27 protein-coding genes are annotated in these 24,537 nt (G+C 73.8%); 13 read left to right on the forward strand and 14 right to left on the reverse strand.

The window, feature by feature from the left end; genetic code table 11:
* Positions 1-23 precede the first annotated feature (23 nt).
* The 3 genes from ACGFI2_RS08130 to ACGFI2_RS08140 form a co-directional block, all read right to left on the reverse strand.
* Entirely contained in the window at positions 24-650 is a 627-nt protein-coding gene (locus ACGFI2_RS08130; protein ID WP_393512525.1) for a helix-turn-helix domain-containing protein, read from the reverse strand.
* Positions 651-756: 106 nt separating this feature from the next.
* Positions 757-1,395 carry a hypothetical protein gene (locus tag ACGFI2_RS08135; RefSeq protein ID WP_393512528.1) on the reverse strand — a complete coding sequence of 213 codons (639 nt, stop codon included), beginning with the start codon at positions 1,393-1,395 and terminating at the stop codon, positions 757-759.
* Positions 1,392-1,772 carry a hypothetical protein gene (locus tag ACGFI2_RS08140; protein ID WP_393512531.1) on the reverse strand — a complete coding sequence of 127 codons (381 nt, stop codon included), beginning with the start codon at positions 1,770-1,772 and terminating at the stop codon, positions 1,392-1,394. The genes ACGFI2_RS08135 and ACGFI2_RS08140 overlap by 4 nt, the downstream gene beginning before the upstream one ends.
* Before the next feature lie 177 nt (positions 1,773-1,949).
* On the opposite strand from ACGFI2_RS08140, the gene ACGFI2_RS08145 reads away from it, so the two are divergent.
* A complete protein-coding gene (locus ACGFI2_RS08145; RefSeq protein WP_393512534.1) occupies positions 1,950-2,963 on the forward strand; it encodes a potassium channel family protein in 1,014 nt (337 codons plus the stop codon).
* Positions 2,964-3,034: 71 nt separating this feature from the next.
* Here ACGFI2_RS08145 and ACGFI2_RS08150 read toward each other — a convergent pair whose 3' ends face one another.
* Positions 3,035-3,514 (reverse strand): MarR family winged helix-turn-helix transcriptional regulator, encoded by a 480-nt coding sequence (locus ACGFI2_RS08150; protein ID WP_393512537.1) that lies wholly within the window; start codon positions 3,512-3,514, stop codon positions 3,035-3,037.
* A gap of 83 nt (positions 3,515-3,597) precedes the next feature.
* Between ACGFI2_RS08150 and ACGFI2_RS08155 the strand changes: the two genes are divergently transcribed.
* The gene (locus ACGFI2_RS08155) at positions 3,598-4,245 is read left to right on the forward strand and encodes an FMN-dependent NADH-azoreductase (RefSeq protein WP_393512539.1); all 648 of its coding nucleotides are present in this window, start codon (positions 3,598-3,600) and stop codon (positions 4,243-4,245) included.
* Positions 4,246-4,319: 74 nt separating this feature from the next.
* On the opposite strand, the gene ACGFI2_RS08160 is transcribed toward ACGFI2_RS08155, so the two are convergent.
* From ACGFI2_RS08160 to ACGFI2_RS08170, 3 genes are all read right to left on the reverse strand, one after another.
* Complete coding sequence (locus tag ACGFI2_RS08160; protein WP_393512542.1) at positions 4,320-5,354, reverse strand: 2-oxoacid:ferredoxin oxidoreductase subunit beta; 1,035 nt, start codon at positions 5,352-5,354, stop codon at positions 4,320-4,322.
* Complete coding sequence (locus ACGFI2_RS08165) at positions 5,347-7,194, reverse strand: 2-oxoacid:acceptor oxidoreductase subunit alpha (RefSeq protein ID WP_393512545.1); 1,848 nt, start codon at positions 7,192-7,194, stop codon at positions 5,347-5,349. The genes ACGFI2_RS08160 and ACGFI2_RS08165 overlap by 8 nt, the downstream gene beginning before the upstream one ends.
* 199 nt (positions 7,195-7,393) lie before the next feature.
* Positions 7,394-8,818 (reverse strand): hypothetical protein, encoded by a 1,425-nt coding sequence (locus ACGFI2_RS08170; RefSeq protein ID WP_393512548.1) that lies wholly within the window; start codon positions 8,816-8,818, stop codon positions 7,394-7,396.
* A gap of 127 nt (positions 8,819-8,945) precedes the next feature.
* Here ACGFI2_RS08170 and ACGFI2_RS08175 point away from each other — a divergent pair, with 127 nt between their 5' ends.
* Complete coding sequence (locus ACGFI2_RS08175; protein ID WP_393512551.1) at positions 8,946-9,323, forward strand: NADH-quinone oxidoreductase subunit A; 378 nt, start codon at positions 8,946-8,948, stop codon at positions 9,321-9,323.
* Positions 9,324-9,326: 3 nt separating this feature from the next.
* On the opposite strand, the gene folP is transcribed toward ACGFI2_RS08175, so the two are convergent.
* On the reverse strand, positions 9,327-10,196 hold the full coding sequence (folP, locus tag ACGFI2_RS08180; protein WP_393512554.1) for a dihydropteroate synthase: 870 nt from the start codon (positions 10,194-10,196) through the stop codon (positions 9,327-9,329).
* A gap of 767 nt (positions 10,197-10,963) precedes the next feature.
* On the opposite strand from folP, the gene ACGFI2_RS08185 reads away from it, so the two are divergent.
* The 4 genes from ACGFI2_RS08185 (at position 10,964) to ACGFI2_RS08200 (ending at position 13,490) form a co-directional block, all read left to right on the forward strand.
* Positions 10,964-11,650: a DivIVA domain-containing protein gene (locus ACGFI2_RS08185; RefSeq protein ID WP_393512557.1), complete on the forward strand. Its 687-nt coding sequence runs from the start codon at positions 10,964-10,966 to the stop codon at positions 11,648-11,650.
* The gene (locus ACGFI2_RS08190) at positions 11,647-12,144 is read left to right on the forward strand and encodes an SRPBCC family protein (RefSeq protein WP_278107944.1); all 498 of its coding nucleotides are present in this window, start codon (positions 11,647-11,649) and stop codon (positions 12,142-12,144) included. Before ACGFI2_RS08185 ends, ACGFI2_RS08190 begins: the two co-directional genes overlap by 4 nt.
* Before the next feature lie 112 nt (positions 12,145-12,256).
* The gene (locus ACGFI2_RS08195; protein ID WP_393512561.1) at positions 12,257-12,841 is read left to right on the forward strand and encodes a DNA-3-methyladenine glycosylase I; all 585 of its coding nucleotides are present in this window, start codon (positions 12,257-12,259) and stop codon (positions 12,839-12,841) included.
* Positions 12,842-12,866: 25 nt separating this feature from the next.
* Positions 12,867-13,490: a hypothetical protein gene (locus tag ACGFI2_RS08200; RefSeq protein WP_393512564.1), complete on the forward strand. Its 624-nt coding sequence runs from the start codon at positions 12,867-12,869 to the stop codon at positions 13,488-13,490.
* Between the two features lie 33 nt (positions 13,491-13,523).
* Here the strand turns inward: ACGFI2_RS08200 and ACGFI2_RS08205 are convergent, their stop codons facing one another.
* Together ACGFI2_RS08205 and ACGFI2_RS08210 are read right to left on the reverse strand one after the other, a co-directional pair.
* Positions 13,524-14,315 (reverse strand): enoyl-CoA hydratase/isomerase family protein, encoded by a 792-nt coding sequence (locus ACGFI2_RS08205; RefSeq protein WP_393512567.1) that lies wholly within the window; start codon positions 14,313-14,315, stop codon positions 13,524-13,526.
* A gap of 4 nt (positions 14,316-14,319) precedes the next feature.
* A complete protein-coding gene (locus tag ACGFI2_RS08210) occupies positions 14,320-15,138 on the reverse strand; it encodes a PaaX family transcriptional regulator C-terminal domain-containing protein (protein WP_393512570.1) in 819 nt (272 codons plus the stop codon).
* Positions 15,139-15,328: 190 nt separating this feature from the next.
* Between ACGFI2_RS08210 and ACGFI2_RS08215 the strand changes: the two genes are divergently transcribed.
* Both ACGFI2_RS08215 and ACGFI2_RS08220 read left to right on the forward strand, forming a co-directional pair.
* Positions 15,329-15,496 (forward strand): DUF3117 domain-containing protein, encoded by a 168-nt coding sequence (locus ACGFI2_RS08215; protein ID WP_013283866.1) that lies wholly within the window; start codon positions 15,329-15,331, stop codon positions 15,494-15,496.
* Positions 15,497-15,640: 144 nt separating this feature from the next.
* Positions 15,641-17,095 (forward strand): leucyl aminopeptidase family protein, encoded by a 1,455-nt coding sequence (locus ACGFI2_RS08220; protein ID WP_393512572.1) that lies wholly within the window; start codon positions 15,641-15,643, stop codon positions 17,093-17,095.
* Between the two features lie 10 nt (positions 17,096-17,105).
* On the opposite strand, the gene ACGFI2_RS08225 is transcribed toward ACGFI2_RS08220, so the two are convergent.
* Positions 17,106-17,750: an O-methyltransferase gene (locus ACGFI2_RS08225; protein WP_393512575.1), complete on the reverse strand. Its 645-nt coding sequence runs from the start codon at positions 17,748-17,750 to the stop codon at positions 17,106-17,108.
* A 234-nt stretch (positions 17,751-17,984) separates the two neighbouring features.
* On the opposite strand from ACGFI2_RS08225, the gene ACGFI2_RS08230 reads away from it, so the two are divergent.
* Both ACGFI2_RS08230 and ACGFI2_RS08235 read left to right on the forward strand, forming a co-directional pair.
* Positions 17,985-19,292 carry a S1C family serine protease gene (locus ACGFI2_RS08230; protein ID WP_393512578.1) on the forward strand — a complete coding sequence of 436 codons (1,308 nt, stop codon included), beginning with the start codon at positions 17,985-17,987 and terminating at the stop codon, positions 19,290-19,292.
* A gap of 72 nt (positions 19,293-19,364) precedes the next feature.
* Positions 19,365-19,790 carry a preprotein translocase subunit TatB gene (locus ACGFI2_RS08235; RefSeq protein ID WP_091061323.1) on the forward strand — a complete coding sequence of 142 codons (426 nt, stop codon included), beginning with the start codon at positions 19,365-19,367 and terminating at the stop codon, positions 19,788-19,790.
* A gap of 116 nt (positions 19,791-19,906) precedes the next feature.
* Here ACGFI2_RS08235 and ACGFI2_RS08240 read toward each other — a convergent pair whose 3' ends face one another.
* The 3 genes from ACGFI2_RS08240 to ACGFI2_RS08250 all read right to left on the reverse strand — a co-directional run bounded on the left by ACGFI2_RS08240 (position 19,907) and on the right by ACGFI2_RS08250 (position 23,021).
* Positions 19,907-21,052, reverse strand: coding sequence for a P-loop NTPase (locus tag ACGFI2_RS08240; protein WP_393512581.1), 1,146 nt, complete (start codon positions 21,050-21,052; stop codon positions 19,907-19,909).
* An 87-nt stretch (positions 21,053-21,139) separates the two neighbouring features.
* Complete coding sequence (locus tag ACGFI2_RS08245; RefSeq protein WP_393512584.1) at positions 21,140-21,748, reverse strand: DUF1003 domain-containing protein; 609 nt, start codon at positions 21,746-21,748, stop codon at positions 21,140-21,142.
* Positions 21,741-23,021 (reverse strand): magnesium transporter MgtE N-terminal domain-containing protein, encoded by a 1,281-nt coding sequence (locus ACGFI2_RS08250; RefSeq protein ID WP_393512587.1) that lies wholly within the window; start codon positions 23,019-23,021, stop codon positions 21,741-21,743. Before ACGFI2_RS08250 ends, ACGFI2_RS08245 begins: the two co-directional genes overlap by 8 nt.
* A 33-nt stretch (positions 23,022-23,054) precedes the next feature.
* On the opposite strand from ACGFI2_RS08250, the gene ACGFI2_RS08255 reads away from it, so the two are divergent.
* Entirely contained in the window at positions 23,055-23,924 is an 870-nt protein-coding gene (locus ACGFI2_RS08255) for a PhzF family phenazine biosynthesis protein (protein WP_393512590.1), read from the forward strand.
* Between the two features lie 71 nt (positions 23,925-23,995).
* A complete protein-coding gene (locus ACGFI2_RS08260) occupies positions 23,996-24,529 on the forward strand; it encodes a hypothetical protein (protein WP_393512593.1) in 534 nt (177 codons plus the stop codon).
* Positions 24,530-24,537: the final 8 nt, after the last annotated feature.

A 24,537-nucleotide genomic window follows, 5' to 3' on the forward strand; every position in this document is an offset into this window, starting at 1 on the left:
CGGCGTCCGTCCGGCCGTGAGCGCTATGCCGCGACCGGGCGCCGTCGGGCGGCCCGGGCCTGTCGGCGGGCCAGCGTCGGTGAGGTACGCGGGCGCGCGGCCGGCGCCGGGATCAGCCAGATCCGGGTGCCGGTGCCGAGCAGGTCCGGCGCGCCGTGGCCGAGCGGCGGGCCGACCGGCGTGGGGGACGGGTTCACCGGGCGCAGCCCGCCCCCGAGCAGCGGGGTCGGCCCGACCGGGCGGGTGGCGTGCGGTGGCGCCCAGGTGATCGGACGGGCGAGATGCGGCGTGTTCTGGCCGGCCGGGCGGCGGGTGGCGTGCAGCCGGGGCGGGCCGACCCGGAGTTGCGGGCCGCTGCGGGCGGCGGGCACCCGGTCGAGCCGGGCCAGCGGAACCCCGGAGCCGACCGGCGTGGGCCGCTCCCGGCGCAGCTCGTCGCGCGCCTCCTCCAGCAGGTCGGCGAGGTGGATGCCGAGTGCCCGGCAGATCGCCGCCAGCACCTCGGAGGATGCCTCCTTTCGGCCGCGCTCGACCTCGGAGAGGTAGGGCAGGGAGACGCCGGCCACCTGGGCCACCTCGCGCAGCGTGCGGCCCTGACGCAGACGGATCCGCCGCAGCACCCCGCCGATCACCCGTCGCAGCAACGACATGCCGGCCTCCTCGCGTTCGCCGTTCGCCGACGCCACCCATCATGCCCCGTTCCGGCGGCGTGGACCGGCCCGGTCGGCCCCGTGGCACCGACCGGGCCGGTGTCGGTCAACGCCAGACGACCGCTCGGCTGTGCCAGCTCGGCGAGACGAAGTCGGCCTGGCCGACGATCAGACCGGCGTCGTTGACGTTGATCGCGACGCTGCCCACCGACCCGTCCGGCAACGGCAGCAGCTGTGAGCTGGCCGTCGGTGCAGGCCAGATCATCGCCCGCCCGTCGGTGCCGTCGGTGCCGATCACCAGGCCGGAGTCGTTCACGGCCTGTGCCGTCGGGGAGGCCGAGCTGGTGGCCAGCCGGCGCATCGCCGAGCCGTCCCAGAAGAAGGCGGCGAACTGGCCGTCCGCGGTCCAGCTGGTGCCGACCACCTGACCGAGGTCGTTGATGCCGTTCGCGGTGCTGGTCGGGCCGCCCAGGGTGCCGAGCGACCGGATGACCCCGTTGCGCCAGACGAAGGCCTGGTTGACGAACGGAGGATCGGTCCAGTCCTTGAAGCCGTAGGTGCCGGCCACCGTACCGGCCTCGTTGACCGCGGCGGCGCTCGCACCCGGCGGCGCGTCGATGGTGATCTCGGTGTTTCCGGTCCGGACGAACGCCCGCCGCCCGGCGAAGCTGTCGGTGACGTGGTAGACGCCGACCACCCGGTCCCCGGCCGTGTCGCTCGCGACGGAGAAGATTCCGCCGGTCAACCCTCGATCGCCTCGGCCTGACTGTTCAGCCCGCCGAGCGTGCCCAGGTCCTCGATCCGCCCGTCCACCCAGCGCACCGCGTGCCAGTAACCGCTGGTCAGCTCCGCCGACCCGACCACCACCCCGGCCGTGTCGACGTCGTACGCCGTGCTGCCCCGGCCCTCGAGCGTCGGCAGCACGACGACGGTGCGCTTCGCCGTCGGCATCGGCGCCGGCGCGGTGGGAGACGGCGTGCCGGTCGGCGACGGGACGGCGGTGGGCTTCGGCCGCGTGGGCCGGGTCGTCTCGGCCGGTCGGCCCGCCAGCGCGGGCGGCGCGCCGGACAGGACCATCCCCATGACCACGGCCAGCGTGGTCAGTGCCGCACGAGTACGCATCCGACTCCCCCTCGTCACGATCGGTGGGTCATGAGTCTCACCCGCCGGGACGTCGACGGATGTGACGAGATCCTTACCGCTCGTGGCACGAGGCCGGTCCCCGGCCAGGCCGGCCGGCCGGTGGCGTACCCGCTATCTTGAGGGCGTGCAGGCGACGGTGGCGGAGCGGGACCGACGGTGATCCATTTTCCCGCGCAACGGCGTGGGCCGTTGAGCGCGCTGAGTCTGCGCCTGCTCGCCGCCCTGGGGCTGGTCCTCGCCACGGTCTTCGTGGTCTGGCTGGACCGCGACGGCTACCGCGACGCCAACGGGGACGGGCTCACCCTCCTCGACTGCTTCTACTACGTGGTGGTCTCCCTCTCCACCACCGGCTACGGCGACATCGCCCCGGCCAGCCCTTCGGCTCGCCTGGTCAACGTCCTGTTCGTCACCCCCGCCCGGGTGCTCTTCCTGATCATCCTGGTCGGCACCACGCTGGAAGTCCTGACCGAGCAGTACCGGACCGGCCGTCGCCTGTCACGGTGGAGGAGAACCGTGAAGAATCACGTCATCATCTGCGGCTACGGCACCAAGGGCCGCAGCGCGGTCTCCGCGCTGCTGGAGAACGGGGCGGACAAGTCCAGGATCGTGGTGGTCGAGCGAAGCGCGGCGGCGCTGCGCCAGGCCACCTCGAACGGGCTGGTGACGATCGAGGGCTCGGCGACCCGCTCGTCGGTGCTGGAGGAGGCGCACGTCCGCACCGCCAAGGCGGTCATCATCGCGACCGACAGCGACGACGCCTCGGTGCTGGTGGCGCTGACCGTCCGGCAGCTCACCGCCGGTCAGGTCAGGATCATCGCGGCGGTCCGGGAGGCGGAGAACGCGCCGCTGCTCAAGCAGAGCGGGGCGCATCACGTGATCGTCTCGTCGGCGACCGCCGGTCGGCTGCTCGGCCTCTCCACCTCGGCCCCGCCGCTGATCGACGTGGTGGAGGACCTGCTCACCCCGGGGCAGGGCATGGCGCTGGCGATGCGCTCGGCCGAGCGCAGCGAGGTGGGCCGCTCGCCGCGTGAGCTGGACTCGCTGGTCATCGCGCTGGTCCGCCGGGGCAAGGTGATCACGTTGAGCGACCGCGCCGGCTCGGTGATCGAGACCGGCGACATGCTGGTCCACGTCCGCGACGACCGGCCGCAGGCGACCACCACGGCCTGACCCCGGTGAGCTTCGCCAAGCGGGGCGCATGCCTCTGCCGGAGGCGTTGAGAGGGGGCCCCGCCTTTCAGCTCAGCAGGCGTCCGGGTTCTCCGTGACCGCCTCGGCGCACGGCGGCGCGCAGCCCTGGCTGGCTCGGCGCAACAGGTCGTAGAGCTGGTCCCGCTCGCCGGGCGCCAGCGCGCCGAGCACGTCGTCCTCGGCGTCGGCAAGCGCGCACTCGGCCTCACCGAGCCGCTTCGTGCCCGTCGCGGTCAGGCTCACCACGTGCCGGCGGCGGTCCTCGGGGGAGCGGCGCCGTTCGACCAGGCCGGCCGCCTCCAGGTCGTTGAGCAGCCCGACCACGTTGGTGCCGTCGATCTGGAGCGTGCCGGCCAACCCCTGCTGGCTGATGCCGTCCGAGTCGCGCAGCACGGTGAGCGCCACCAGGTGCCGGGGGCGGAGCCCGAGCGGCGTCAGCGCCGACTCGGAGCGCAGCAGCATCCGCCGGGCCAGGTGTTGGAGCAGTGGCCCGGAGCGGCGCTCCGACTCGTCGGCGGGCCCGGCTGACATGTGACCCAGTCTACGCGGACCGAGGAACATCGCCCTGCTATAAATAGTTGGTGCTACACAAATGATCTACGGAGGAGCAATCAATGGCGCACCTGCTGCACATCGACTCGAGCATCACCGGCGAGCGGTCGGTCAGCCGGCGGCTCACCGCCCGCGCGGCCGCGGCCTGGCGTGCCGCCCACCCGGGCGGCACGGTCGCCTACCGGGACCTCGGACGGGACCCGTTGCCGCACCTCGACACCGCCGGCGGCCTCGCCCGGGCGCTGCCGCCAGACCAGCACACCCCGGAGCAGCGCGCGTCCTGGCAGCTGACCGAGGAACTGGTGGCCGAGGTGAAGGCCGCCGACACGGTCCTGCTCGGCCTGCCGCTCTACAACTTCGGGCCGCCGAGCAGCGTGAAGGCCTGGGTCGACCACCTGATCGCGCCCGGCATCGCGCTCGACCCGGACACCGGGGAAGGTCTGCTCGGCGGTCGCGAGTTCATCGTGGTGGGCACCCGGGGCGGCGGCTACGGCGCCGGCACCCCCCGGGAGGGTTGGGACCACGCCGAGCCCTGGCTGCCGCACGGACTGTCGCGTACCGGCCTGGAGCCGCGGTTCATCTCGGCCGAGCTGACCCTGGCCCCGGTCAACCCGGCGATGGCCGAGCTGATCCCGATGCACGAGGCGAGCCTCGCGGCGGCCGAGCGGGCCATCGACGAGCTGTGGGTGCCTGCCGGGGCGGTCGTCTGACCCGTCCGGAACGACGCGAGGGGTGGGCCGCAGGGGGGACGGCCCACCACTCGCACACGTGGATCAGGGGTGGATCAGAGGATCGTCCAGGTGTCGCCGCTGCCGAGCAGCGCCGAGAGCTGCTGCTCCGGGGTCTGGTCGACGCCGGCCCGCGCCGCGGCGACCTGCTCCTGCACCACCGAGTCGTAGGCGGGGCGCTCCACCGCGCGGAACACCCCGAGCGGGGTGTTGCGCAGGTCGAGCCCGGGCAGCCGGGACAGCGCGAACGCGTACGCCGGGTCGGCGACCGTCGCATCGTGCACCACGATCTCCTCCGCCGGAGTGCCCGCGGTCTCCCGGACCTCGAGCCCGAAGCCGCCCGGCGGGTGAACGACGCAGAACTGCCCGTCCCGGCCGAACGTGATCGGCTGCCCGTGCTCCAGCCGAATCAGGAAGTCGTCCCGGGTGGCCGGCTCCTTCAACGGCTCGAACGCGCCGTCGTTGAAGATGTTGCAGTTCTGGTAGATCTCCACGAACGCGGAGCCCTTGTGCTCGGCGGCGGCCCGCAGCACCGACTGGAGGTGCTTGCGGTCCGAGTCGAGGGTCCGGGCCACGAACGTGGCCTCGGCGCCGAGCGCCAGCGACAGCGGGTTGAACGGGGCGTCCGCCGAGCCGACCGGCGTCGACTTGGTGATCTTGCCGACCTCGGACGTGGGCGAGTACTGGCCCTTGGTCAGCCCGTAGATCCGGTTGTTGAACAGCAGGATCTTCAGGTTGACGTTGCGGCGCAGCGCGTGGATCAGGTGGTTGCCGCCGATCGAGAGCGCGTCGCCGTCCCCGGTGACCACCCAGACCGACAGGTCCGGCCGGGACACCGACAGGCCGGTGGCGATCGCCGGGGCGCGACCGTGGATCGAGTGCATGCCGTACGTGTTCATGTAGTACGGGAAGCGGGACGAGCAGCCGATGCCCGAGATGAAGACGGTGTTCTCCCGGGGGATGTTCAGCTCCGGCATGAAGCCCTGCACGGCCGCCAGGATGGCGTAGTCGCCGCAGCCGGGGCACCAGCGCACCTCCTGGTCGGACTTGAAGTCCTTGGCGGTGAGCTTCAGGGCGACGGGCTCAGACATTCTTCAGGACCTCTTCCAGCGTCGTCTCCAGCTCGGCGGCGGTGAACGGCAGGCCGCGGACCTGGTTGTAGCTGATCGCGTCGACCAGATACCGCGCCCGGAGCACGTGGGCGAGCTGGCCGAGGTTCATCTCGGGGATGACCACCTTGTCGTAGGAGCGCAGCACCTCGCCGAGGTTGGCCGGCATCGGGGCCAGGTGACGCAGGTGCGCCTGAGCCACCGGGAACCCGCGCTGGCGCAGCCCACGGCAGGCGGCGCCGATCGGGCCGTACGTCGAGCCCCAGCCGAGCACCAGCACCCGGGCGTCGCCGTCCGGGTCCTCGACCTCCACGTCCGGCACGCCGATGGTCTCGATCCGGGCCGCCCGGGTCCGCACCATGAAGTCGTGGTTCGTCGGGTCGTACGAGATGTCGCCGGTCTTGTCGGCCTTCTCCAGGCCGCCGATCCGGTGCTCCAGCCCGGGGGTGCCGGGCACCGCCCACGGGCGGGCCAGGGTCTGCGGGTCGCGCAGGTAGGGCAGGAAGGTGGTGCCGTCCTCGCCGTTGGGCCGGGTGGCGAACTCGACCCGCAGGTCGGGCAGGGACTCCACGTCCGGCAGCAGCCACGGCTCGGAGCCGTTCGCCACGTAGTTGTCCGACAGCAGGATGACCGGGGTGCGGTAGGTCAGCGCGATTCGGGCCGCCTCCAGCGCGGCGTGGAAGCAGTCCGACGGCGACTTCGGCGCGATCACCGCGACCGGGGCCTCACCGTGCCGGCCGTACAGGGCCATGTTCAGGTCGGCCTGCTCGGTCTTGGTGGGCATGCCGGTGGAGGGTCCGGCCCGCTGCACGTCGACGATGACCAGCGGCAGCTCCAGCGCCACCGCCAGGGAGATCGTCTCGCTCTTCAGCGCCACGCCCGGGCCGCTGGTGGTGGTCACGCCGAGCGAGCCGCCGTACGACGCGCCCAGCGCCGCGCCGACCGCGGCGATCTCGTCCTCGGCCTGCATGGTCACCACGCCGAGCTTCTTGTGCTTGCTCAGCTCGTGCAGGATGTCCGAGGCCGGGGTGATCGGGTAGGCGCCGAGGAACACCGGCAGCCCGGAGCGGACCCCGGCGGCCACCAGGCCCAGCGACAGCGCCGCGTTGCCGGTGATGTTGCGGTAGGTGCCCGGCCGCATCCGCGCCGGCTTGACCTCGTACCGGACGGAGAAGTCCTCGGTGGTCTCGCCGAAGTTCCAGCCGGCCCGGAACGCGGCCACGTTCGCCGCCACCAGTTCCGGCCGGGCCGCGAACTTGCGCTCCAGGAACCGCAGCGTCGACTCGTAGGGGCGGGAGTACATCCAGCTCAACAGTCCGAGCGCGAACATGTTCTTGGCCCGCTCGGCATCCTTCTTGGACACCTCGTGCTCGGCCAGCGCGCCGACCGTCATCGAGGTGAGCGCGACCGGGTGCACCGCGTAGCCGGCGAGCGAGTCGTCGTCCAGCGGGCTGCTCGCGTAGCCGACCTTGGCCAGGTTGCGCCGGGTGAACTCGTCGGTGTTGACGATGATGTCCGCGCCGCGCGGCAGGTCGGCCAGGTTGGCCTTGAGCGCGGCGGGGTTCATCGCCACCAGCACGTTCGGCGCGTCGCCGGGTGTCAGGATGTCGTAGTCGGCGAAGTGCACCTGGAAGCTCGACACGCCCGGCAGCGTGCCGGCGGGCGCCCGGATCTCGGCCGGGAAGTTGGGCAGCGTGGAGATGTCGTTGCCCAACTGCGCCGTCTCCGAGGTGAACCGGTCACCGGTGAGCTGCATGCCGTCACCGGAGTCGCCGGCGAACCGGATGACCACCCGGTCCAGCTGGCGGATCTGCTTGGTCACTCCCGCACCTCGCTTCGCTGAGCGCCGTCACCGCCGCCGGCACGGCCCGCTCCGTTTCTCACGTCAGAGCCTACGTCGGACGGTTAGGGCCGCCTTGGTGGAGGTCCGACGTGTGAGACTCGATTCGGCCGGTGTATGCCCCGCTTTGCGGGGTTTAGTACCCCACCCCGTAATGCAGGTCACCGAATTCAGGGGGGTGTCAGCGGTCCGTCGTCGGGCCCGTCACGGTGATGTCGCTACGGCGCCGCAGCGAACGGGTGGCCAACGCCAGCGCGAACACCACGAGCAGTCCCGACATGATGATCAAGGCGATCGCGATGCGCCGCGCCGAGCTGTCGTCGTCGCCGGACCGGTCCGACGAGGCCAGCACGCCCTGCGACCCGGTCGGGGCGGGCGCCCCGGCCGCCGGGGTGGACCCCGCCGCCGCCGCGCTGATCCGGAAGCTCATCTGGACCTGCCGAGCGCGCCCGCTCCGCGGGTCCAACCGGCCGATCACCGCGCCGGCGAGCGGGGCCATGCGCTGGGCCTCCGCCGACGCGGTCACCGGCAGCCGCAGGGTAGCGGCCTGGCCGGCCGGCAGCGTGCCGAGCTCGCACCGGGTCCGGTCCGGGGCCACCGGGGCGCAGCCGTCGCCGCTCACCGTCACGCCGGCTGGGAGGAGCACCTCCACCCGACCCGCGGCGTCCACCTCGCCGGTGTTGCCCAGCCGCACGGCGAGGGTGCTCGGCGCGCCGCTGATGTCGAAGAGGACCTCGTCGGCGCGAAGTGAGATGCCGGGTACCGGCGGCCCGGCTGGGAAGAGCACCGCGAAGCCCTCGTCGTCGTACGCCGCGCCGTCGACCCCGGGCGCGACGGCGGTGACCTGGACCGAACCGCTCAGCGGCATGGTGCGCCAGGCGTTCCCGGCGACCCGGACCCGGATGGTGGCGCTGAACCGGGCGCCGGGCGAGGCGGCCCACCCGCCGCAGCGGTGGTTGCCGCCGCCGGCGTCGACGCAGCCGGGCGTGCCGGCGTCGGCCAGGCCGGCCGGCAGCGTGTAGCCGAGGCTGACCTGCTCCGCCCGCGCGCCGGTGTTGGTCACCGTCACCCGCAGCGTGGTCACCGTGCTGTCGGCGTTCCAGTAGTCGGGCGTCAGCACCACGTCGTCCGTGGTGACCTGCACGCCCAGCGGTCCGCCGGCCGGCTGGGTGCGCGGCGGTGGCGGGGGCTGCACGGGCGGCAGCACCGGCGGCGGCGCCGGGGCGGTGGTGGTGGGCGCGGTGGTGGTCGGCGCCGGCGCGACCGTGGTCGGCGGCGGGGGCGCCGCCGTGGTGGTGGCCGGCGCCGGCGGGGTGGTGGGTGGCGGGGCCTCCTCCGTCGGCGGCGCGCTGGTCGGCGCCGGCGCGGTGGTCGTCGCGGCCCCGGTGGGCGTCGGCTCGGTCGGGTCGCCGCCGGGGTCGCCGCCCGGGTCGCCCGGCGCGCCCGGCTCGACCAGCCGCACCACCCCGGCCGGGGTGGCGGTGGCCGCCGTGGCCCAGCCCGGCGCCACCGCCACGACGGCCGCGGCGATCAGCGCGGTCGCGAACAGCGCGAGGGTACGGCGGTGCGCGACCCGCGGTGCGGGCCGGACGCGTGGGCGGGTCATCTGTCCTCCGGGGACGTGACGAGGAGTTCTCATTATTCGGGGACCGTTGCTATCCGGCACTAGTCCCCTCAGGAAACGAATTCGTAACGTGTCCGAGACGTCTCGACGAGGCCGGTACGCTCCGGTCGTGACCGGATATCTCGGCTCGTACGCCACACTCGGTCTGCTGCTGCTCGCCGCCGTGCTCTTCTTCGTCACGGCGTTCTCGGCGAACCGGGTGTTACGTCCCGCCCGTCCGGCCGAGCCGTGGGGCAAGCGCGCCTCGTACGAGTGCGGGCTCGACCCGGTCGGCGGCGACTGGGCCCAGATGCAGATCCGCTACTACGTCTACGCCTACCTCTACGTCCTGTTCGCCGTGGAAGCGGTCTTCCTCTTCCCGTGGGCGCTGGTCTTCGACCGACCCGGGTTCGGCACGACCACGGTGGTGGAGATGGGCGTCTTCGTGGCGATCGTCGCGCTCGGCATCCTCTACGCCTGGCGGCGTGGCGTCCTGCGCTGGACGTGAAACCTAGGCGAGCCCGCGCCGGGTCGCCGCCGGCGGCCGGTCGCCCCGGATCGACGCCACCATGTCGAGCACCCGCCGGGTCTCGCGAACCTGGTGGGCGCGGAACACCCGGGCGCCGAGCCAGGCCGAGACCGCGGTGGCGGCCAGCGTCCCCTCCAGCCGCTCGGGCACCGGCAGGTCCAGCGTCTCGCCGATGAAGTCCTTGTTCGACAGCGCCACCAGCAGCGGCCACCCGGTGTCGGTCAGCTCGGCCAGCCGCCGGGTGATCTCCAGCGAGTGCCGGGTGTTCTTGCCGAAGTCGTGCGCCGGGTCGATCAGGATGCCGTCCCGCCGTACCCCGAGCCCGACCGCGCGTTCCGCCAGCCCGGTGACCGTGTCGAGCACGTCGGTCACCACGTCGTCGAAGGCCGCCCGGTGCGGCCGGGTACGCGGCGCCAGCCCGCCGGCGTGCGAGCAGACCAGCCCGGCGCCGGTCGCCGCGGCGACCCGGGCCAGCGCCGGGTCGGCCCCCGACCAGGTGTCGTTGAGCAGGTCCGCGCCGGCCGCGACCGCCTCCACCGCCACCTCGGCCCGCCAGGTGTCGATCGAGACGACCACGTCGGGAAAGGCGGACCGGACCGCGGCGATGGTGTCCACCGTCCGGCGGATCTCCTCGGCCACGTCCACCTCGTCGCCGGGACCGGCCTTCACCCCGCCGATGTCGACGATCTCCGCGCCCTCGGCCACCGCTCGCTCGACCGCGCGCAGCGCGCTGTCCTGAGCGAAGGTGGCGCCCCGGTCGAAGAACGAGTCCGGTGTGCGGTTCACGATCGCCATCACCACCAGCTCACCCGGGGCGAAGGTCCGCCCACCGAGTCGCAACGCCCCGGTCATGCCCGTCTCCTCGTCTGCGCGCCCCTCACCGACCGGTCGCCCTCACCGACCGGTCGCCCTTTCCGCCCGGTCGTATCGTGCCGACCGGTCGCCCTCACCGGGCGTTGAGCCTGCCGGCTGCTCCGCGCGGTTCGGGCTGCCGGCTTCCCACCGGGCTGCCGGCCACCCGCCGCGCTGGCCGAGCCCGTCGGGCTGCTCGGCCGGTCGGGTTCGCCGCGCGGTTCGGACATTCCTGCCCCGCGGCCGAACCGACGCTATCCGGTCCGCTCCGGTCCGCTCCGCTCCGGCCGCTCCCGCTCCCGCTCCCGCCGATCCTGCCCCCACCAATCCCGCCCACCGATCCCGATCCCGCCGAACCCGCCCTCACCGATCCGCGCCCACCGATCCCGCTCCCGGCTCGGCACCACTCTCGCCTCGCGGCGGCGCTCCGAGATCTTGGTACGAAACGGCCCCTCCGGGGGCGTTTTCATACCAAGATCTTCGCCTTTCCTGCTATTCGGAAGATCGATCCCACCCGGTTGGAAGGTTGCCGGCCCTCCCGCCACTTCGGCGAGGTGTCGGTGTTCGGGTGGCGCGGAGGCCGCCAGTTTCCCGCAGTGGTGCCGGGTCGGGACAGGACGGGCAGGTCGAGCCCCCTCGATATGGTTCGCCGCGGGGGTGGCGGCATCGGTCGTGGGGCCGCCGCTGCCGCGCCGGGACGGCGGTGTTTCCGGACCGGAGGCCGTGGAGGGCTCGCCCGAACCCGGCCCGCATGCCACGATCTCTGCATGGGTCAGGTTCTGCTCCTCTTGGTCGTCGCGCTGACCGTCGCGGCAGTGGTGTTCGGAGTGACGGTGCTGGTCTCCGGGCGAGACCCGGGCCTGGTGCCGGCCGAGCCGGACGGGCGGTCCGTGCCCCTGCCGGGCGCCCGGCCGCTCGACGAGTCGGACGTGACCGACGTCCGGTTCGACAGCGCGCTGCGCGGCTACCGGATGGCCCAGGTCGACGCCGCGCTCCGGCGGGCCGCCTACGACATCGGCTACAAGTCCGAGCTGATCGGCGTGCTGGAGGCCGAGAACGCCGCGCTGCGCGAGGGCCGGACCGAGGACGCCGACGCGCTGCGCCGGGCGCGCGAGGAGGCCGCCGCGATCGTCCCCGAAGCCGACCCGACGACCGCCGACCCGTCCGCCGCCGCCCCGGTGACCATCGACCTGTCGGCGCCGGAGGCACCGGCCGACGACCGGCCCACCCGTTCCGGATCGTCCGACGAGCGCACCGTCACCGCGGCCAAGGCCGATACGGTGTCGGGGTCCGCCGCGTCCGGTGCCGCCGAGGCGGGGGTGGCGGAGGCGCCGGCCGCCGCCGCGGTGGAGGAGACCACCTCCCCGGCGGACGCGATCGACGCCGGGCCGGCCGGTGGGGCCGCGACCGACGACCGGGAACGCGGGCCGGCGGTCCGCTCGGAGTCGGCGTGACCGGCGCGGAGGGTTCGGCCGGCTTCGCCGAGGCGGCCCAACCGGGCGCTGCGGAGGTCACCGCCACGGTGATCGTCGACGCGCCGGCCGAGCGGGTGTTCGCCGCGCTGACCGCGTGGGAACGGCAGTCCGACTGGATCCCGTTCACCACGGTCCGGGTGGTCGAGGGGGACGGCGGCGAGGGGAGCTTGATCGAGGCGGTCACCGCGCTCGGTCCGGCCGCGCTGCGCGACGAGATGCGCGTGGTCCGGGTCGACGCGCCGTACGAGGTCGGGGTGGTGCACTGCGGCCGGTTGCTGCGCGGCCCGGGCGTGCTGCGCTGCACCCCGATGGACCGCGACCGGACCCAGGTGGTCTGGCACGAGTGGTTCCACCTGCCGGGCGGCGCGGCGGGCCGGGTGGCGTGGCCGGTGCTCTGGCCCGGCTCGAAGTTCAGCCTCACCCAGGCGTTGAAGCGGTTCGCCCGGCTGGTCGAGCAGGGCCGCCTGCCCTGAGCGGGCCGCCGGGCTGAGCGGGCCGCCGGGCTGAGCGGGCCGCCGGGCTGAGTGGAGCGCGGGGCTGAGTGGAGCGCGGGGCCTGTCGGTGCCCTGACCTACCGTGTACGGCGTGACTGACCTGGTGACCGGCCCCGACGGGCTGCCCCGCTGCGCCTGGGGAGCGAGCACCCCCGACTACGCCGCCTACCACGACGAGGAGTGGGGCCGACCGCTGCGCGGCGACGACGCGCTCTACGAGCGGCTCACCCTGGAGGCGTTCCAGTCCGGCCTGTCCTGGCTGACCATCCTGCGCAAGCGGCAGGCCTTCCGGCTCGCCTTCGACGGGTTCCGGATCGAGACGGTGGCCGGCTACGGCGAGGCCGAGGTGGCCCGGCTGCTGGCCGACGTCGGGATCGTGCGCAACCGGGCCAAGGTCGAGGCGGCGATCGCCAACGCCCGCGCCGCGCTGGAGCTGCCCGAGGGTCTCTCCGCGCTGCTCTGGTCGTTCACGCCCCCGCCCCGGCCGGCGCGCCCCCGCTCGTTCGCCTCGGTGCCGGCGTTCACCCCGGAGTCCACCGCGATGGCCAAGGCGCTCAAGAAGCGGGGCTTCCGCTTCGTCGGCCCGACCACCGCGTACGCGCTGATGCAGGCCACCGGCATGGTGGACGATCACCTCGCCGACTGCCACGTGAACGGCGACCGGGCCGAGCGTTGACGCGGCGGCGTGATGGGATTGGGGCATGACCGACACCGAGCCGCGGACGAGCGGGACGACCGACGGTGGCACCACGCCGGGCGCCTGGGCGGTGCTGCTGCCCGACGAGCGCTACCAGGCCGAGCGGCTGGTGCACCACGACGTGCTGGAGCTGACCGGGTTGCCGGCGGCGACCCGCCCCCGTCCCGGTGACCGGGTGGCGGTGCTGGTCGGGGAGCCGCTGCGGCTGGTGGCGCTCGGCCGGGTCGCCCGGGCCGGTGCCGAGCGCCGGGAGGATCCGGACGATCCGCAGTCCGACACGACGGCCGGGGCGCTCGTGGTGACGTACACCCGTCGGGCGCTCGACGAGCCGGTGCCGGTCGACGGCCCGGCCCTCGACGGCCCGGTCGTCGCGCTCGACCCGGCGCGGTGGCGGGCGCTGGCCGACCGGCTCGGGCCGCCGCCGGCCCGGCGCACCTGGCTGGTCAGCCTCGACCTGCCGATCGAGGCGGCGTCGCGGGCCGAGGCGGTGCGGATCTTCTGGTCCTACGTGCAGGAGCTGGGCCCGCGTGAGTTGCCGGCGTTCGTCTCGCCCTCCGGCGACGAGCTGGCCATGCAGGCGTTCGTGCTCGGCGTCGAGGCCAACCAGGATCCGGAGGAGGACGACTGACGCGGGTGGGGCGCCGGGCGGCACCCCACTGCCTCAGCGGCCCTCGAAGACCGGCTTCTGCTTGTTGACGAAGGCGATGGTCGCGGCCCGGTGGTCGTTGGTGGCCCCGCAGATCGCCTGGGCCTGCGCCTCGGCGGCCAGCGCGTCGGCAAGCGTGCCGGCGTCCGCGATGGAGAGCTGACGCTTGATCGCCCCGTAGGCGACGGTCGGGCCGGCCGCGAGCCGGGCGGCCAGTTCCTGCGCGGACGGGAGCACCTGCTCGTCGTCGTCCACCAGCCGGGTGAGCAGGCCCAGCCGGCAGGCGTCCTCGGCGCCGACCGGCTCGGCGAGCATGAGCAGCTCGACCGCCTTGGCGTGGCCGACCAAACGGGGGAGCGTCCAGGAGGCGCCGGTGTCGGCGGCGAGCCCGACGCCGGCGAACGCCATCAGGAACCGGGTCCTCGGGCCGCCGATGCGGAAGTCGGCGAGGAACGCCAGCGACGCGCCGGCGCCGGCGGCCATTCCGCGCACTGCCGCGACCACCGGCTTGGGCAGGTTGGCCAGCCGGGCGGCGATCGGGTTGTAGTGCGCCCGCACCGTGTCGAGCGGCCGGGCGTCGGACGACTCCAGCGTCCGCACGTGCTCCCGCAGGTCCTGCCCGGCGCTGAACGAGCCGCCCGCGCCGGCCAGCACGACCGCCCGGCAGGAGCGGTCGGTCTCCAACTCGGCCAGCACGTCCCGGAGCGCCTCCTTGAGCGCCACGTCGAGCGAGTTCATCGCCGTCGGGCGGTTCAGCGTCAGGGTGACGACGGCGTCGGTGCGGTCGACGAGCAGCGGCTCGGTCACGGTTCTAACGACCCTTCTGTCGGGCGAGGCGGTTGCTGGCGTCGAGGCACTGCTCGACGTACCGGTCCGCGGCCGGCCGGAGCCGGGTCGCGTGGCGGTCGAAGAACCCGGCCGCGCTGGTGCCCGGCCAGCGCTCGGGGAGCAGCGCCGGGGGCAGCTGCGGGTCCCGGAACAGGAAGGTACGCCACGCGTGCACGAGCCGGAACCGGGCCGCGTACGCCTCCTCGTCGCTGCTGCGGACCGTGACGCCGGAGAGCAACGGTTTCTGCTCGGCGACGAAACGTTCGTACGCCCGGCCGATCTCGGCCAGGTCCCAGGCCCGGCGGACCACGCCCATGGCGCCGGGGGTGCCGGCGGCGTGCGCGGCGGTGAACCGTTCGAAGCGCACGCCCGCCTCGGCGAGCAGCAGGTCGACGTCCTCACCCGGGCGGGTGGCCACCCAGGTGCAGTCGTCGAGGGTGCCGTAGCCGAGGAAGGTGAGGTTGGCGGCGAGTCGCTGCCGGTCCCGCCGGGACGCGGGCGCCGCGAGGACGAGAAGATCGAACCGTCCGTCCCAACTGTGCCGACCGGTCCGGTAGATCCTGGAGGCCGCCTCGTCGAGTCGACGGGCCGCTTTCGGGGTGATCGAATATCCCGGTCCGGAGGCGAGCCGGAGCGGGTCCAGCCAGCCCTGGCGGACCATCCGGGAGACCGCGGTGCGTACCGCCGGTGGGGCTATCCCGAGTGGCGCCAGTAGCTTGACCAGGGCGGCGACCGGTGCGCGGCCACCCCTGGCGCGGAGGTGGTCGCCGTACAGGTCGAAGAGTGCCGACCGTGCCTGCATGACCGCACATTGTGACAGGCCTATCCAAGATAAGCTAGGTGCTGTTACATCAATGCTGCTTCGGTTTGGGTCCGGCGGTGTTCATCAGGGAAAATCGTTGGTCGACGCCTCCGCGACGTTTGCGAGTGGCGATGGCGAAGTGGCTGTGGGGCAACCCACCGACCCTGGTGTAGGTCTGAGGGGAGACAACATGGCGGCGATGAAGCCGCGGACGGGCGACGGTCCGCTGGAAGTCACCAAGGAGGGCCGGGGCATCGTCATGCGGGTCCCGCTGGAGGGTGGTGGCCGGCTCGTCGTCGAGATGACTCCCGACGAGGCCACCGCGCTGGGTGACGCGCTGAAGGCGGCCGCCGGCTGATCCGAGGAGCGGTCCGCGCGGCGTCCGCCGCGCGGACGGTTCGTCCTACCCTGAGCCACCGGCTTGGCCGGTGGCTCAGGTCCTTCATAGGCCGGCAAGCGGCAATGTGTCCCGCTTAGAGCGTTTTCGGAGGTACGGTCCAGCGTGCTGGCCATTCGTCTGGTGAGCGGGTCCATCCAGCCCGACACCCTCGTCCTTCCCGTGCGTCCCGGCGGGCCGGACGCCGCGCCCGAGCTGGCGCCGACCGCCTGGCCCGGCGACGACGTCCGGGCCGAGGCGACCGCGCTGCTGCCCGCCACCCGCCTCACCGGAGCGGCCGGCGAGGTGCGCGAGCACCTGCGTCCCGCCGGCGCCCCGACCCGCCTCTGGCTGCTCGGCGTCGGCGACGGCGACGAGCCCGACTGGCGCTCCGCGGGCGCCGCGCTGGCCCGCGCGACCAGGGATGAGACGCAGATCACGATCTCGCTTCCCGACGAGGTCGCGGCGCTGCGCGGCCTGACCGAGGGCCTGCTGCTCGGCTCCTACCGCTACCGGCTCACCGAGGCCGGCCCACGACCCGCGCTGGCCCGGGTGGACGTGCTGGTGGCCGATCCGGAGGCGCTGGCCGACACCCTGGCCTCGGCCCGGACCACCGCCGAGATGACCTGGCTGGCCCGCGACCTGACCAACACCCCGTCCTCGACGAAGCACCCGGAGTGGTTCGCCGACCAGGTCACCGCCGCCGCTTCCGGGCGGCCCGACGTGCACCTGCGCGTGCGTGGCCCGCGGGAGCTGGCGGCCGAGGGCTTCGGCGGGATCCTGGCCGTCGGGGGCGGTTCCGCCCACGGCCCCCGCCTGGTCGAGCTGGACTGGCGGCCGGCCGACGCGCGTACCCACGTGGTGCTGGTGGGCAAGGGCATCACCTTCGACACCGGCGGCATCTCGATCAAGCCGGTGCCGGCCATGAAGCTGATGCGCAAGGACATGGCCGGGGCCGCCGCCGTGGTGGCCGCGACGCTGGGCGCCGCCGCGCTGCGCCTGCCGGTACGGGTCACCACGCTGGCCCCGCTGGCCGAGAACATGGTCAGCGGCTCCGCGTTCCGCCCCGGCGACGTCATCCGGCACTACGGCGGGCTGACCAGCGAGAGCACCAACTCCGACGCCGAGGGTCGGCTGGTGCTCGCCGACGCGATGGCGTACGCCGTCCGCGAGCTGAAGCCCGACCTGCTGGTCGACCTGGCCACCCTGACCGGGGCGAACGCGGTGGCGCTGGGCAAGCGGCACGCGGCGCTCTACAGCGAGAACGACGACCTGGCGACCGGCCTGTTGGCCGGCATCAGCGCGGCCGGCGAGCGGGCCTGGCGGATGCCGCTTGCCGACGACTACCTGGAATACCTGGCCAGCGACGTCGCCGACCTGCACAGCTCCCCGGCCCGGGGCGCCGGCTCGGTGGTGGCCGCGCTCTTCCTCCGCGAGTTCACCGGCGAGCTGCGGGACCGCTGGGCGCACCTGGACATGTCCGCCCCCTCCTGGTCCGACGACGTGCACGGCGAGCTGGTCAAGGGCGCCACCGGCTGGGGCGTACGCGGACTGCTGCGCTGGCTCGCGACGCTCGGCTGACCGACGCGGGTCAGCACTTCACGGCGGCGAGCAGGCCGTGGCCGACCGGCAGCAGCGCGGGCACCCAGTGCTCCGACTCGCGGATCGCCTTGATCGTCTCCCGCACGGTGACCGTCTCCACGTCCCGCGCGGCCGGATCGCCGATCCGGCCGGCGGCCAGCGCGCCGTTGAGCGCGAGCACCCCGCCGGGGCGCAGCAGCCGCAGCGCGGCGTCCACGTACGCCGCGAAGCCGGTCGCCGCCGCGTCGGCGAAGACCAGGTCGTAGACGCCGTCGGCGAGGCGCGGCAGCACGTCGAGGGCCCGGCCGGTGATGATCCGGGTACGTCCCGACGGGAAGCCCGCCTCCTGGAACAGCCGCCGGGCCAGGCGCTGGTATTCGACCTCCACGTCGATCGTGGTGAGCACGCCGTCGGGGCGCATGCCGCGCATCAGCCAGACGCCGCTGACCCCGGTGCCGGTGCCGATCTCGACCACCGCCCGGGCGTTGCCGGCGGCGGCGAGCAGCCGCAGCGCGGCGCCGGCGCCCGGCGTCACCGCCTCCACGCCCACCTCGTGGGCGAGCGCACGGGCGGTGCGCAGCACGATGTCCTCGGTGACGTACGACTCGGCGAACTGCAGTGCCTGGGTCGTCGAACTGCCGTGACCGGCGACCATGGCGATGGGACACCTCCGGGGGGCGGGCTGGTGCGAAGGGTCGGTTGGCACTGTGAGCGTAGAGGCGAGCCGGTAGCGGCGCAGCCGCGAGTCGGCCGCCGGACGATCACGGGCGGCAACCCCTGACTCCACCCGGGGCATCCGTGCAATCCTGGACGTGTCCCGCGCGCCACGGTCGTCCGGCTCCGTCGACGCCCGGCGCGGGGCGTGCGGGACGGGGCGTGCGGGACGGAAGTGGGAGGCACGGACGTGACCGACGGCTGGGACTGGCGCCGGCCCGGTGGAGCCGGGGCGCCGGCGGGCGGGCCGGCCCCCGGGCAGCCGCCGCAGGGCGCCGGGGGTGCGACGACGTCGCCCTGGTGGACCGACGCGCTGGCCGACCCGTGGCGGGATCCCTACGCGCCCGCGGCCGTGGTGGTCCCGGCCGCCGCGCCCGACGGGTCCGCCGACCCGGAGCCGGTCACCGACCCGGACGCGGCGACCCGGCCGGGGCTGCGCCAGGTGGTGCTCATCTCACTGATCACCGCGTTGCTGGCCGGTTCGCTCGGCAGCGCCCTGACCTACGCCTTCCTGCGCGGCGGCGACGTGCCGACGCTTGGCGCGCAGGCCGGACAGGCGCCGGCGCTCGCCCAACGCAAGCCCGAGTCGTTGGCCGGGGTCGCCGAGCGGGTGCTGCCCAGCGTGGTCACCATCCGGGTGGCCAGCCTCGGCGGGACCAGCGAGGGCTCCGGCTTCGTGGTGAGCGCCGAGGGGCACATCGTCACCAACGACCACGTGGTGGCGGACGGCCCGGGCAAGGCCACGGTCCTCTTCAACGACGGCAGCACCGCGGCCGGCACCGTGGTCGGGCAGGACCCGGAGTCGGACATCGCGGTCATCAAGGTGACCCGCAGCGGGCTCACGCCGGTGCAGTTCGGTGACTCGGACGCGCTCGCGGTGGGGGATCCGGTGCTGGCCATGGGCTCGCCGCTGTCGCTGACCAACACGGTCACCGCCGGCATCGTCAGCGCGCTGGACCGCACCATGCAGGCGGGTGAGCCGGGCGGGCCGACCCGCTACTACGCGGCCATCCAGACCGACGCCGCGGTCAACCACGGCAACTCCGGCGGTCCGTTGGTGGACGGCGCCGGCCGGGTGGTCGGCGTGAACTCGACCATCAAGTCGCTGGTGGCCGACGGCCAGGAGGCGGGGAACATCGGGCTCGCCTTCGCCATCCCGATCAACCAGGCGAAGCGGGTCACCGAGGAGATCATCGGCACCGGCAGGGCCCGGCGTACGGTGATCGGCGCCTCGGTCGGTGGCACCGGCGCCACCGGCGGCGGGGTCCGCCTCAACGCGGTCGAGCCGGCCGGCCCGGCGGCGGCCGCCGGGATGCGCACCGGCGACGTGGTGCTCCGGCTGGACGGCCATCCGATGACCGACCCGACCGACCTGGTGGCGCTGGTGCGCAAGTACGCGCCGGGCTCGGTGGTGACCGTGGAGTACCGGCGCGGGTCGGCCCGGCAGAACACCTCGGTGACGCTCGCCGCGGACGCGAAGTGAGGACCGGTCACCCCCTCCCCGTCGGCCACCTCGCGTGCGTAGGCTTGCCCTGACACGGATGAGGAGGCCGGCGTGTTCGAGAACCTGAACTGGTGGGAGATCGGCGTCCTGCTGCTCCTGGCATTGTTGATCTTCGGGGACCGGTTGCCCAACGTGATCAACGACGGCCTCCGGATGGTCCGCAACCTGCGGAACATGGCGCGGAACGCCACCGGCGACCTGAGCCGCGAGCTGGGCACGGACATCCAGCTGGAGGATCTGCACCCCAAGGCGTTCATCCGCAAGCACCTGCTCAGCGAGGACGACGAGCAGGCGATCCGGAAGCCGCTGCAGAGCATGTACGACAACCTGCGCTCCGACGTCACTGGCGTGCACGACGAGCTGAAGGACGTGGCGAAGGCGGCCGACCTGCGCAACGGCGCCTCCCGGCCGGCGGTGGCGACCCCGATGGCCCCCACCACGCCGGCCCCCCGCCCGTCCTACGACGACGCCACGTAACCCCCCACCCCCACCCCAAGATCCGCGCTGATTCACGGAAAGAGTGCCCATTCGGCGCGCGACAGCCACGCTTTCCGTGAATCAGCGGAAGGGGGGAGGGAGGGGGAGGGGGACGGCTAGCGGGCGGCGGGCTTCAGGCCGAGCGGCTTGCCGAGCAGTGACTCACGGCGTACCGCGAGCCGGTCGGCGACCTCGAACATGGCCTTGGCGGCCGGCGCGTCCGGCTGGGTCAGCACGATGGGCCGGCCCGCGTCGCCGCCCTCACGGACCCGGGTGTCCATCGGGATCTGCCCCAGCAGCGGCACCTGCGCGCCGATGGTCCGGGTCAGCGACTCGGCCACCGCCGCGCCGCCGCCGGCCCCGAAGACCTCCATCCGGGTGCCGTCCGGAAGCTCCAGCCACGACATGTTCTCGATCACGCCGACCACCCGCTGATGGGTCTGCAGCGAGATGGCGCCGGCCCGCTCGGCCACCTCGGCGGCGGCCGCCTGCGGGGTGGTGACGATCAGGATCTCCGCGTTCGGCAGCAGCTGGGCCACCGAGATCGCGATGTCACCGGTGCCCGGCGGCAGGTCGAGCAGGAGAACGTCCAGGTCGCCCCAGTAGACGTCGGCGAGGAACTGCTGCAACGCCCGGTGCAGCATCGGGCCACGCCAGACGACGGCCGCGTTGCCGGGGGTGAACATGCCGATCGAGATGACCTTCACGCCGTGCGACTGCGGCGGCATGATCATGTCTTCGACCCGGGTCGGTGCGCCGTCCGCGCCGAGCATGCGGGGCACCGAGTGGCCGTAGATGTCGGCGTCCACCACGCCGACCGACAGGCCGCGGGCGGCCAGCGCGGCGGCCAGGTTGACCGTGACGCTGGACTTGCCGACGCCGCCCTTGCCGCTGGCGACCGCGTAGACGCGAGTCCGGGAGCCGGGCTGGGCGAACGGGATCACCGGCTCCGCGGTGCCGCCGCCACGCAGCTTCGACTGCAGCTCCTGGCGCTGCTCCGGGCTCATCACGCCGAAGATGATCTCGACGCCGCTCACCCCGGGCACCGCGCCGACGGCGGCGGTGATGTCGGTCCGCAGCTTGTCCTTCAGCGGGCACCCGGCCACGGTGAGCAGCAGCTCGACCCGGACCACGCCGTCGTCGTCCCGCTCGGCGGAGCGGACCATGCCGAGTTCGGTGATCGGCCGACGGATCTCCGGGTCGTTGACGGTGGCCAGCGCGGCCTGGATCGCGTCGGAGATGGTGCTGACGGGTGCTGACATGCCCGCAATGCTACGTCGGTGGTCATCGGCGACCGCCGCTGGCAGGGCGCGGTGTGAGGGAATCGATGCGCCGGTCGAGGGGACGGTTCAGCCCTCGTGGCGGCCGTCGTGGACGTAGTCGCCGTCGAGCTCGTCGCGGGGCTCGTCGAGCGGGTCGCCGCCGGCCGGTCGCCGGGCCACCCGTTCCTGCTGCCGCCGCGCCAGCTTGCGCCGCCGCTCGGCCGCCTCGTCCAGCTCCTCGGCCAACCGGGTCAGCTCGGAGCGGAGGAAGTCCCGGGTCGCCACGTCCCCCATCGCGATCCGCAGTGCGGCGATCTCCCGGGCCAGGTATTCCGTGTCGGCCTTCTGCATGGTGGCCCGCCGCCGGTCCTCGTCCAGCGAGATCCGGTCCCGGTCCGCCTGCCGGTTCTGCGCGAGCAGGATCAGCGGGGCCGCGTACGAGGCCTGCAGGGAGAGCACCAGGGTCAGGAACGTGAACGTGTAGGGGTCGAAGCGCAGGTTCGCCGGGGCGAGCGTGTTCCACAGGAACCAGGCGGCGAGGATCAGCGTCATGTAGACGAGGAAGTTCGCCGTGCCCATGCCCCGGGCGATGCCCTCGGCCCAGCGGCCGAACGAATCGGCGTCGATCCGGGGCAGGTGCAGGCCCCGGGGGGCGCGCGGCTGGTCCAGCCGTTCGCCGCGTCGCTGCTCACTCATCGTCCACGGTCCCGTCGTCGGTGGCGGACGGGGTGGGCGCCGCGTCCCGGGCCCGCCAGTCGCGCGGCAGGGAGTGGTCCAGCACGTCGTCCACGGTCACCGCGCCGACCAGCCGGTTGGTCCGGTCCACCACGGGCATGCCCACCATGTCGTAGGTGGCCATCCGGCGGGTGATCTCGGTCAGCGGGGTCGAGGTGCGGAGCGGGTCGATGTCGTTGACCACGATCCCGCCGAGCAGGTCGGCCGGGGGTTCGCGGAGCAACCGCTGGAAGTGCACCATACCCAGGTAGCGCCCGGTCGGCGTGGTCAACGGGGCGCGGGCCACGAAGACCTGCGCGGCCACGGCGGGCGAGAGCTGCACCTCGCGGATCCGGGCCAGCGCCTCGGCGACCGTGGCGTCCGGGGGCAGGATCACCGGCTCGGAGGTCATCACGCTGCCGGCGGTGCCCGAGGCGTAGCGCAGCAGTTGGCGTACCGGGTCGGCCTCGCCCGGCTCCATCAGGTCGAGCAGCACGTCCTGTTCGGGCGGGGGCAGCGCGTTGAGCAGGTCGGCGGCGTCGTCCGGGTCCATCTCCTCGAGCACGTCGGCGGCCCGTTCGCGGTGCAGCGCGGCCAGGATCTCCACCTGGTCGCGCTCGGGCAGCTCGCTCAGCACGTCGGCCAGCCGCTCGTCGTCCAGCGCGGCGGCCACCTCGTTGCGCCGGGCGTCGGGCAGGTCCTGGAGGGCGTTGGCGAGGTCGGCCGGGCGCATGTCCTCCAGGATGGCGAGCAGGTTCGCCGTACCCCGGTTGTCGCCCACCGCGCCGAGGCCGCGGACCCGGTCCCACTCGACCTGGTGCAGGTGGCCGCGGCGGGTGAGCCGGCTGGTCTGCTCGCGCACGGCGACCCGGGTCAGTGCCCACTCGCCGCCGCGGCTGGACTCCATGGCCACGTCCACCACCGAACCGGCCGACCCGCTGTCGAGCTGGACCCGCCGGTCGAGCAGCTCCTGGAGGACCAGCAGCTCGTTCGGGCGCTTCTCGAAGCGGCGCAGGTTGAGGGTGCCGCTGCCGAGCACCACGGCGTCCGGGTCGATCGAGGTGATCCGGTTGATGGAGAGGAAGATGCGGCGTCGCATCGGCATCTCGGCGACCAGCCCCACGACCTCCGGCGGGCGTTGGGTCGGACGGATCCGGGCGACCGCGTCGCGGACGCGGCCCACCTGGTCGCCGTTCGGGTCGAAGACGGCGACTCCGGCGAGTCGAGCGATGTAGACCCGGTTCGGCGTGCTCACGGGCACCAGCCTAAGGGCCTACTCTCTATCAACATGTCGACCTTGGCCTACGAGATCGTGGACGTCTTCACCGACCGCCCGTTCGCCGGCAACCCGCTGGCCGTGGTGTTCGGCGCGGAGGGTCTGGCCACCGAGCAGATGCAGGCGCTCGCGCTGGAGTTCAACCTGTCCGAGACGGTCTTCGTGCTGGCGCCCACGCAGGCCGGCGCGACCTACCGGGCGCGGATCTTCACCCCCACCGCCGAGCTGCCGTTCGCCGGGCACCCGAGCGTGGGCGCCGCGGTGACGGCCGGTCGACGAGGCGTCTTCGGTGTGGGCAGGGTCACCCAGGAGTGCGGCGCCGGCGTGCTGCCGATCGAGGTGACCGCGACCGGGGCGACGCTGACCGGGGGCACGCCGACGCTCGGCCCGGAACTCGACCCGGAGCCGCTGCTGGAGATCGCCGGTCTCACCGCGGCCGACCACGCCGGACCGCCGCCGCGGGTGGCCGGGTGCGGGCTGGAGTTCCCCTACCTTCCGGTTCGCCCCGACGCGGTGGTCCGGGCGCGGTTGAACACGGTGGCGGCGGAACGGTACGGCGTCGAGCACATCAGCCTCTTCTCCTGGGAGGCCGACTCGCAAACCGCGCACGCCCGCGTCTTCGTGCCGGGGATCGGCGTGCCGGAGGATCCGGCCACCGGTTCGGCAGCCCTGGGCCTGGGCGTCTGGCTGGTCGCCAGCGGCCTGCTGCCGGGCGAGGGCCGGACGCCGTACACGGTGCGCCAGGGCATCGAGATCAACCGGCCCTCGTCGCTGTCCTGCACGGTGACGGCCTCGGGCGGGACGGCACTCGGCGCGACCGTCTCCGGGCAGGTCATGCCGGTGGCGCGCGGCGAGATCGCCGTCCCGCCCTTCATCGGCTGAGCCGTCCCCGCCGGCCGGCCGGTCCTCCCGCGCGGTGCGTCCGGACGGCGGTGCGTCCGGACGGGCGCGGGATGCGGGAGGATGGTCGGGTGAGCGACGAGGTGGACGAGCGGGTGACGCCGCCGCTGGTGGACGAGGCGGTGAAGAAGGCCGCCGTGTGCTGGGTCGGCGTCGGTGACGGCCCGGCGTACGCGCTCTGGTGCCTGCCGCTGGACGGCGCGCTGTTGGTGGTGACCGGTCCCGGCGAGCAGGCCGCGCCCGGGCTGGCCGACAGCGACACGGCGGAGGTGACGCTGCGCGGCGACCACGGCGGCCGGATCGTCACCTGGTCCGCGCGGGTGACCCGGCTGCGGCCCGGCACCGAGGAGTGGGACACCGCCGCGCCGCTGGTGGCGGCGAAGCGGCTCAACGCCTCCGGTTCCGCCGCCGACCTGGTGGCGCGGTGGACGGCCGAGGGCTGCGCGGTCAACCGGCTCACCCCGGTGGGCGCGGCGGTGACCGGCGCCGACCTGCCGGCCGGTCCGCTGACCGAGCAGCCCCGGCCGACGCCGGCGGTCCGGACCGTACGCAAGCCGTTCCGCCTGCACCGGGTCCGCCGCCGCTGACCGCTTGG

The organism is Micromonospora sp. NPDC049282 (assembly GCF_043197045.1).
GTDB lineage: Bacteria > Actinomycetota > Actinomycetes > Mycobacteriales > Micromonosporaceae > Micromonospora.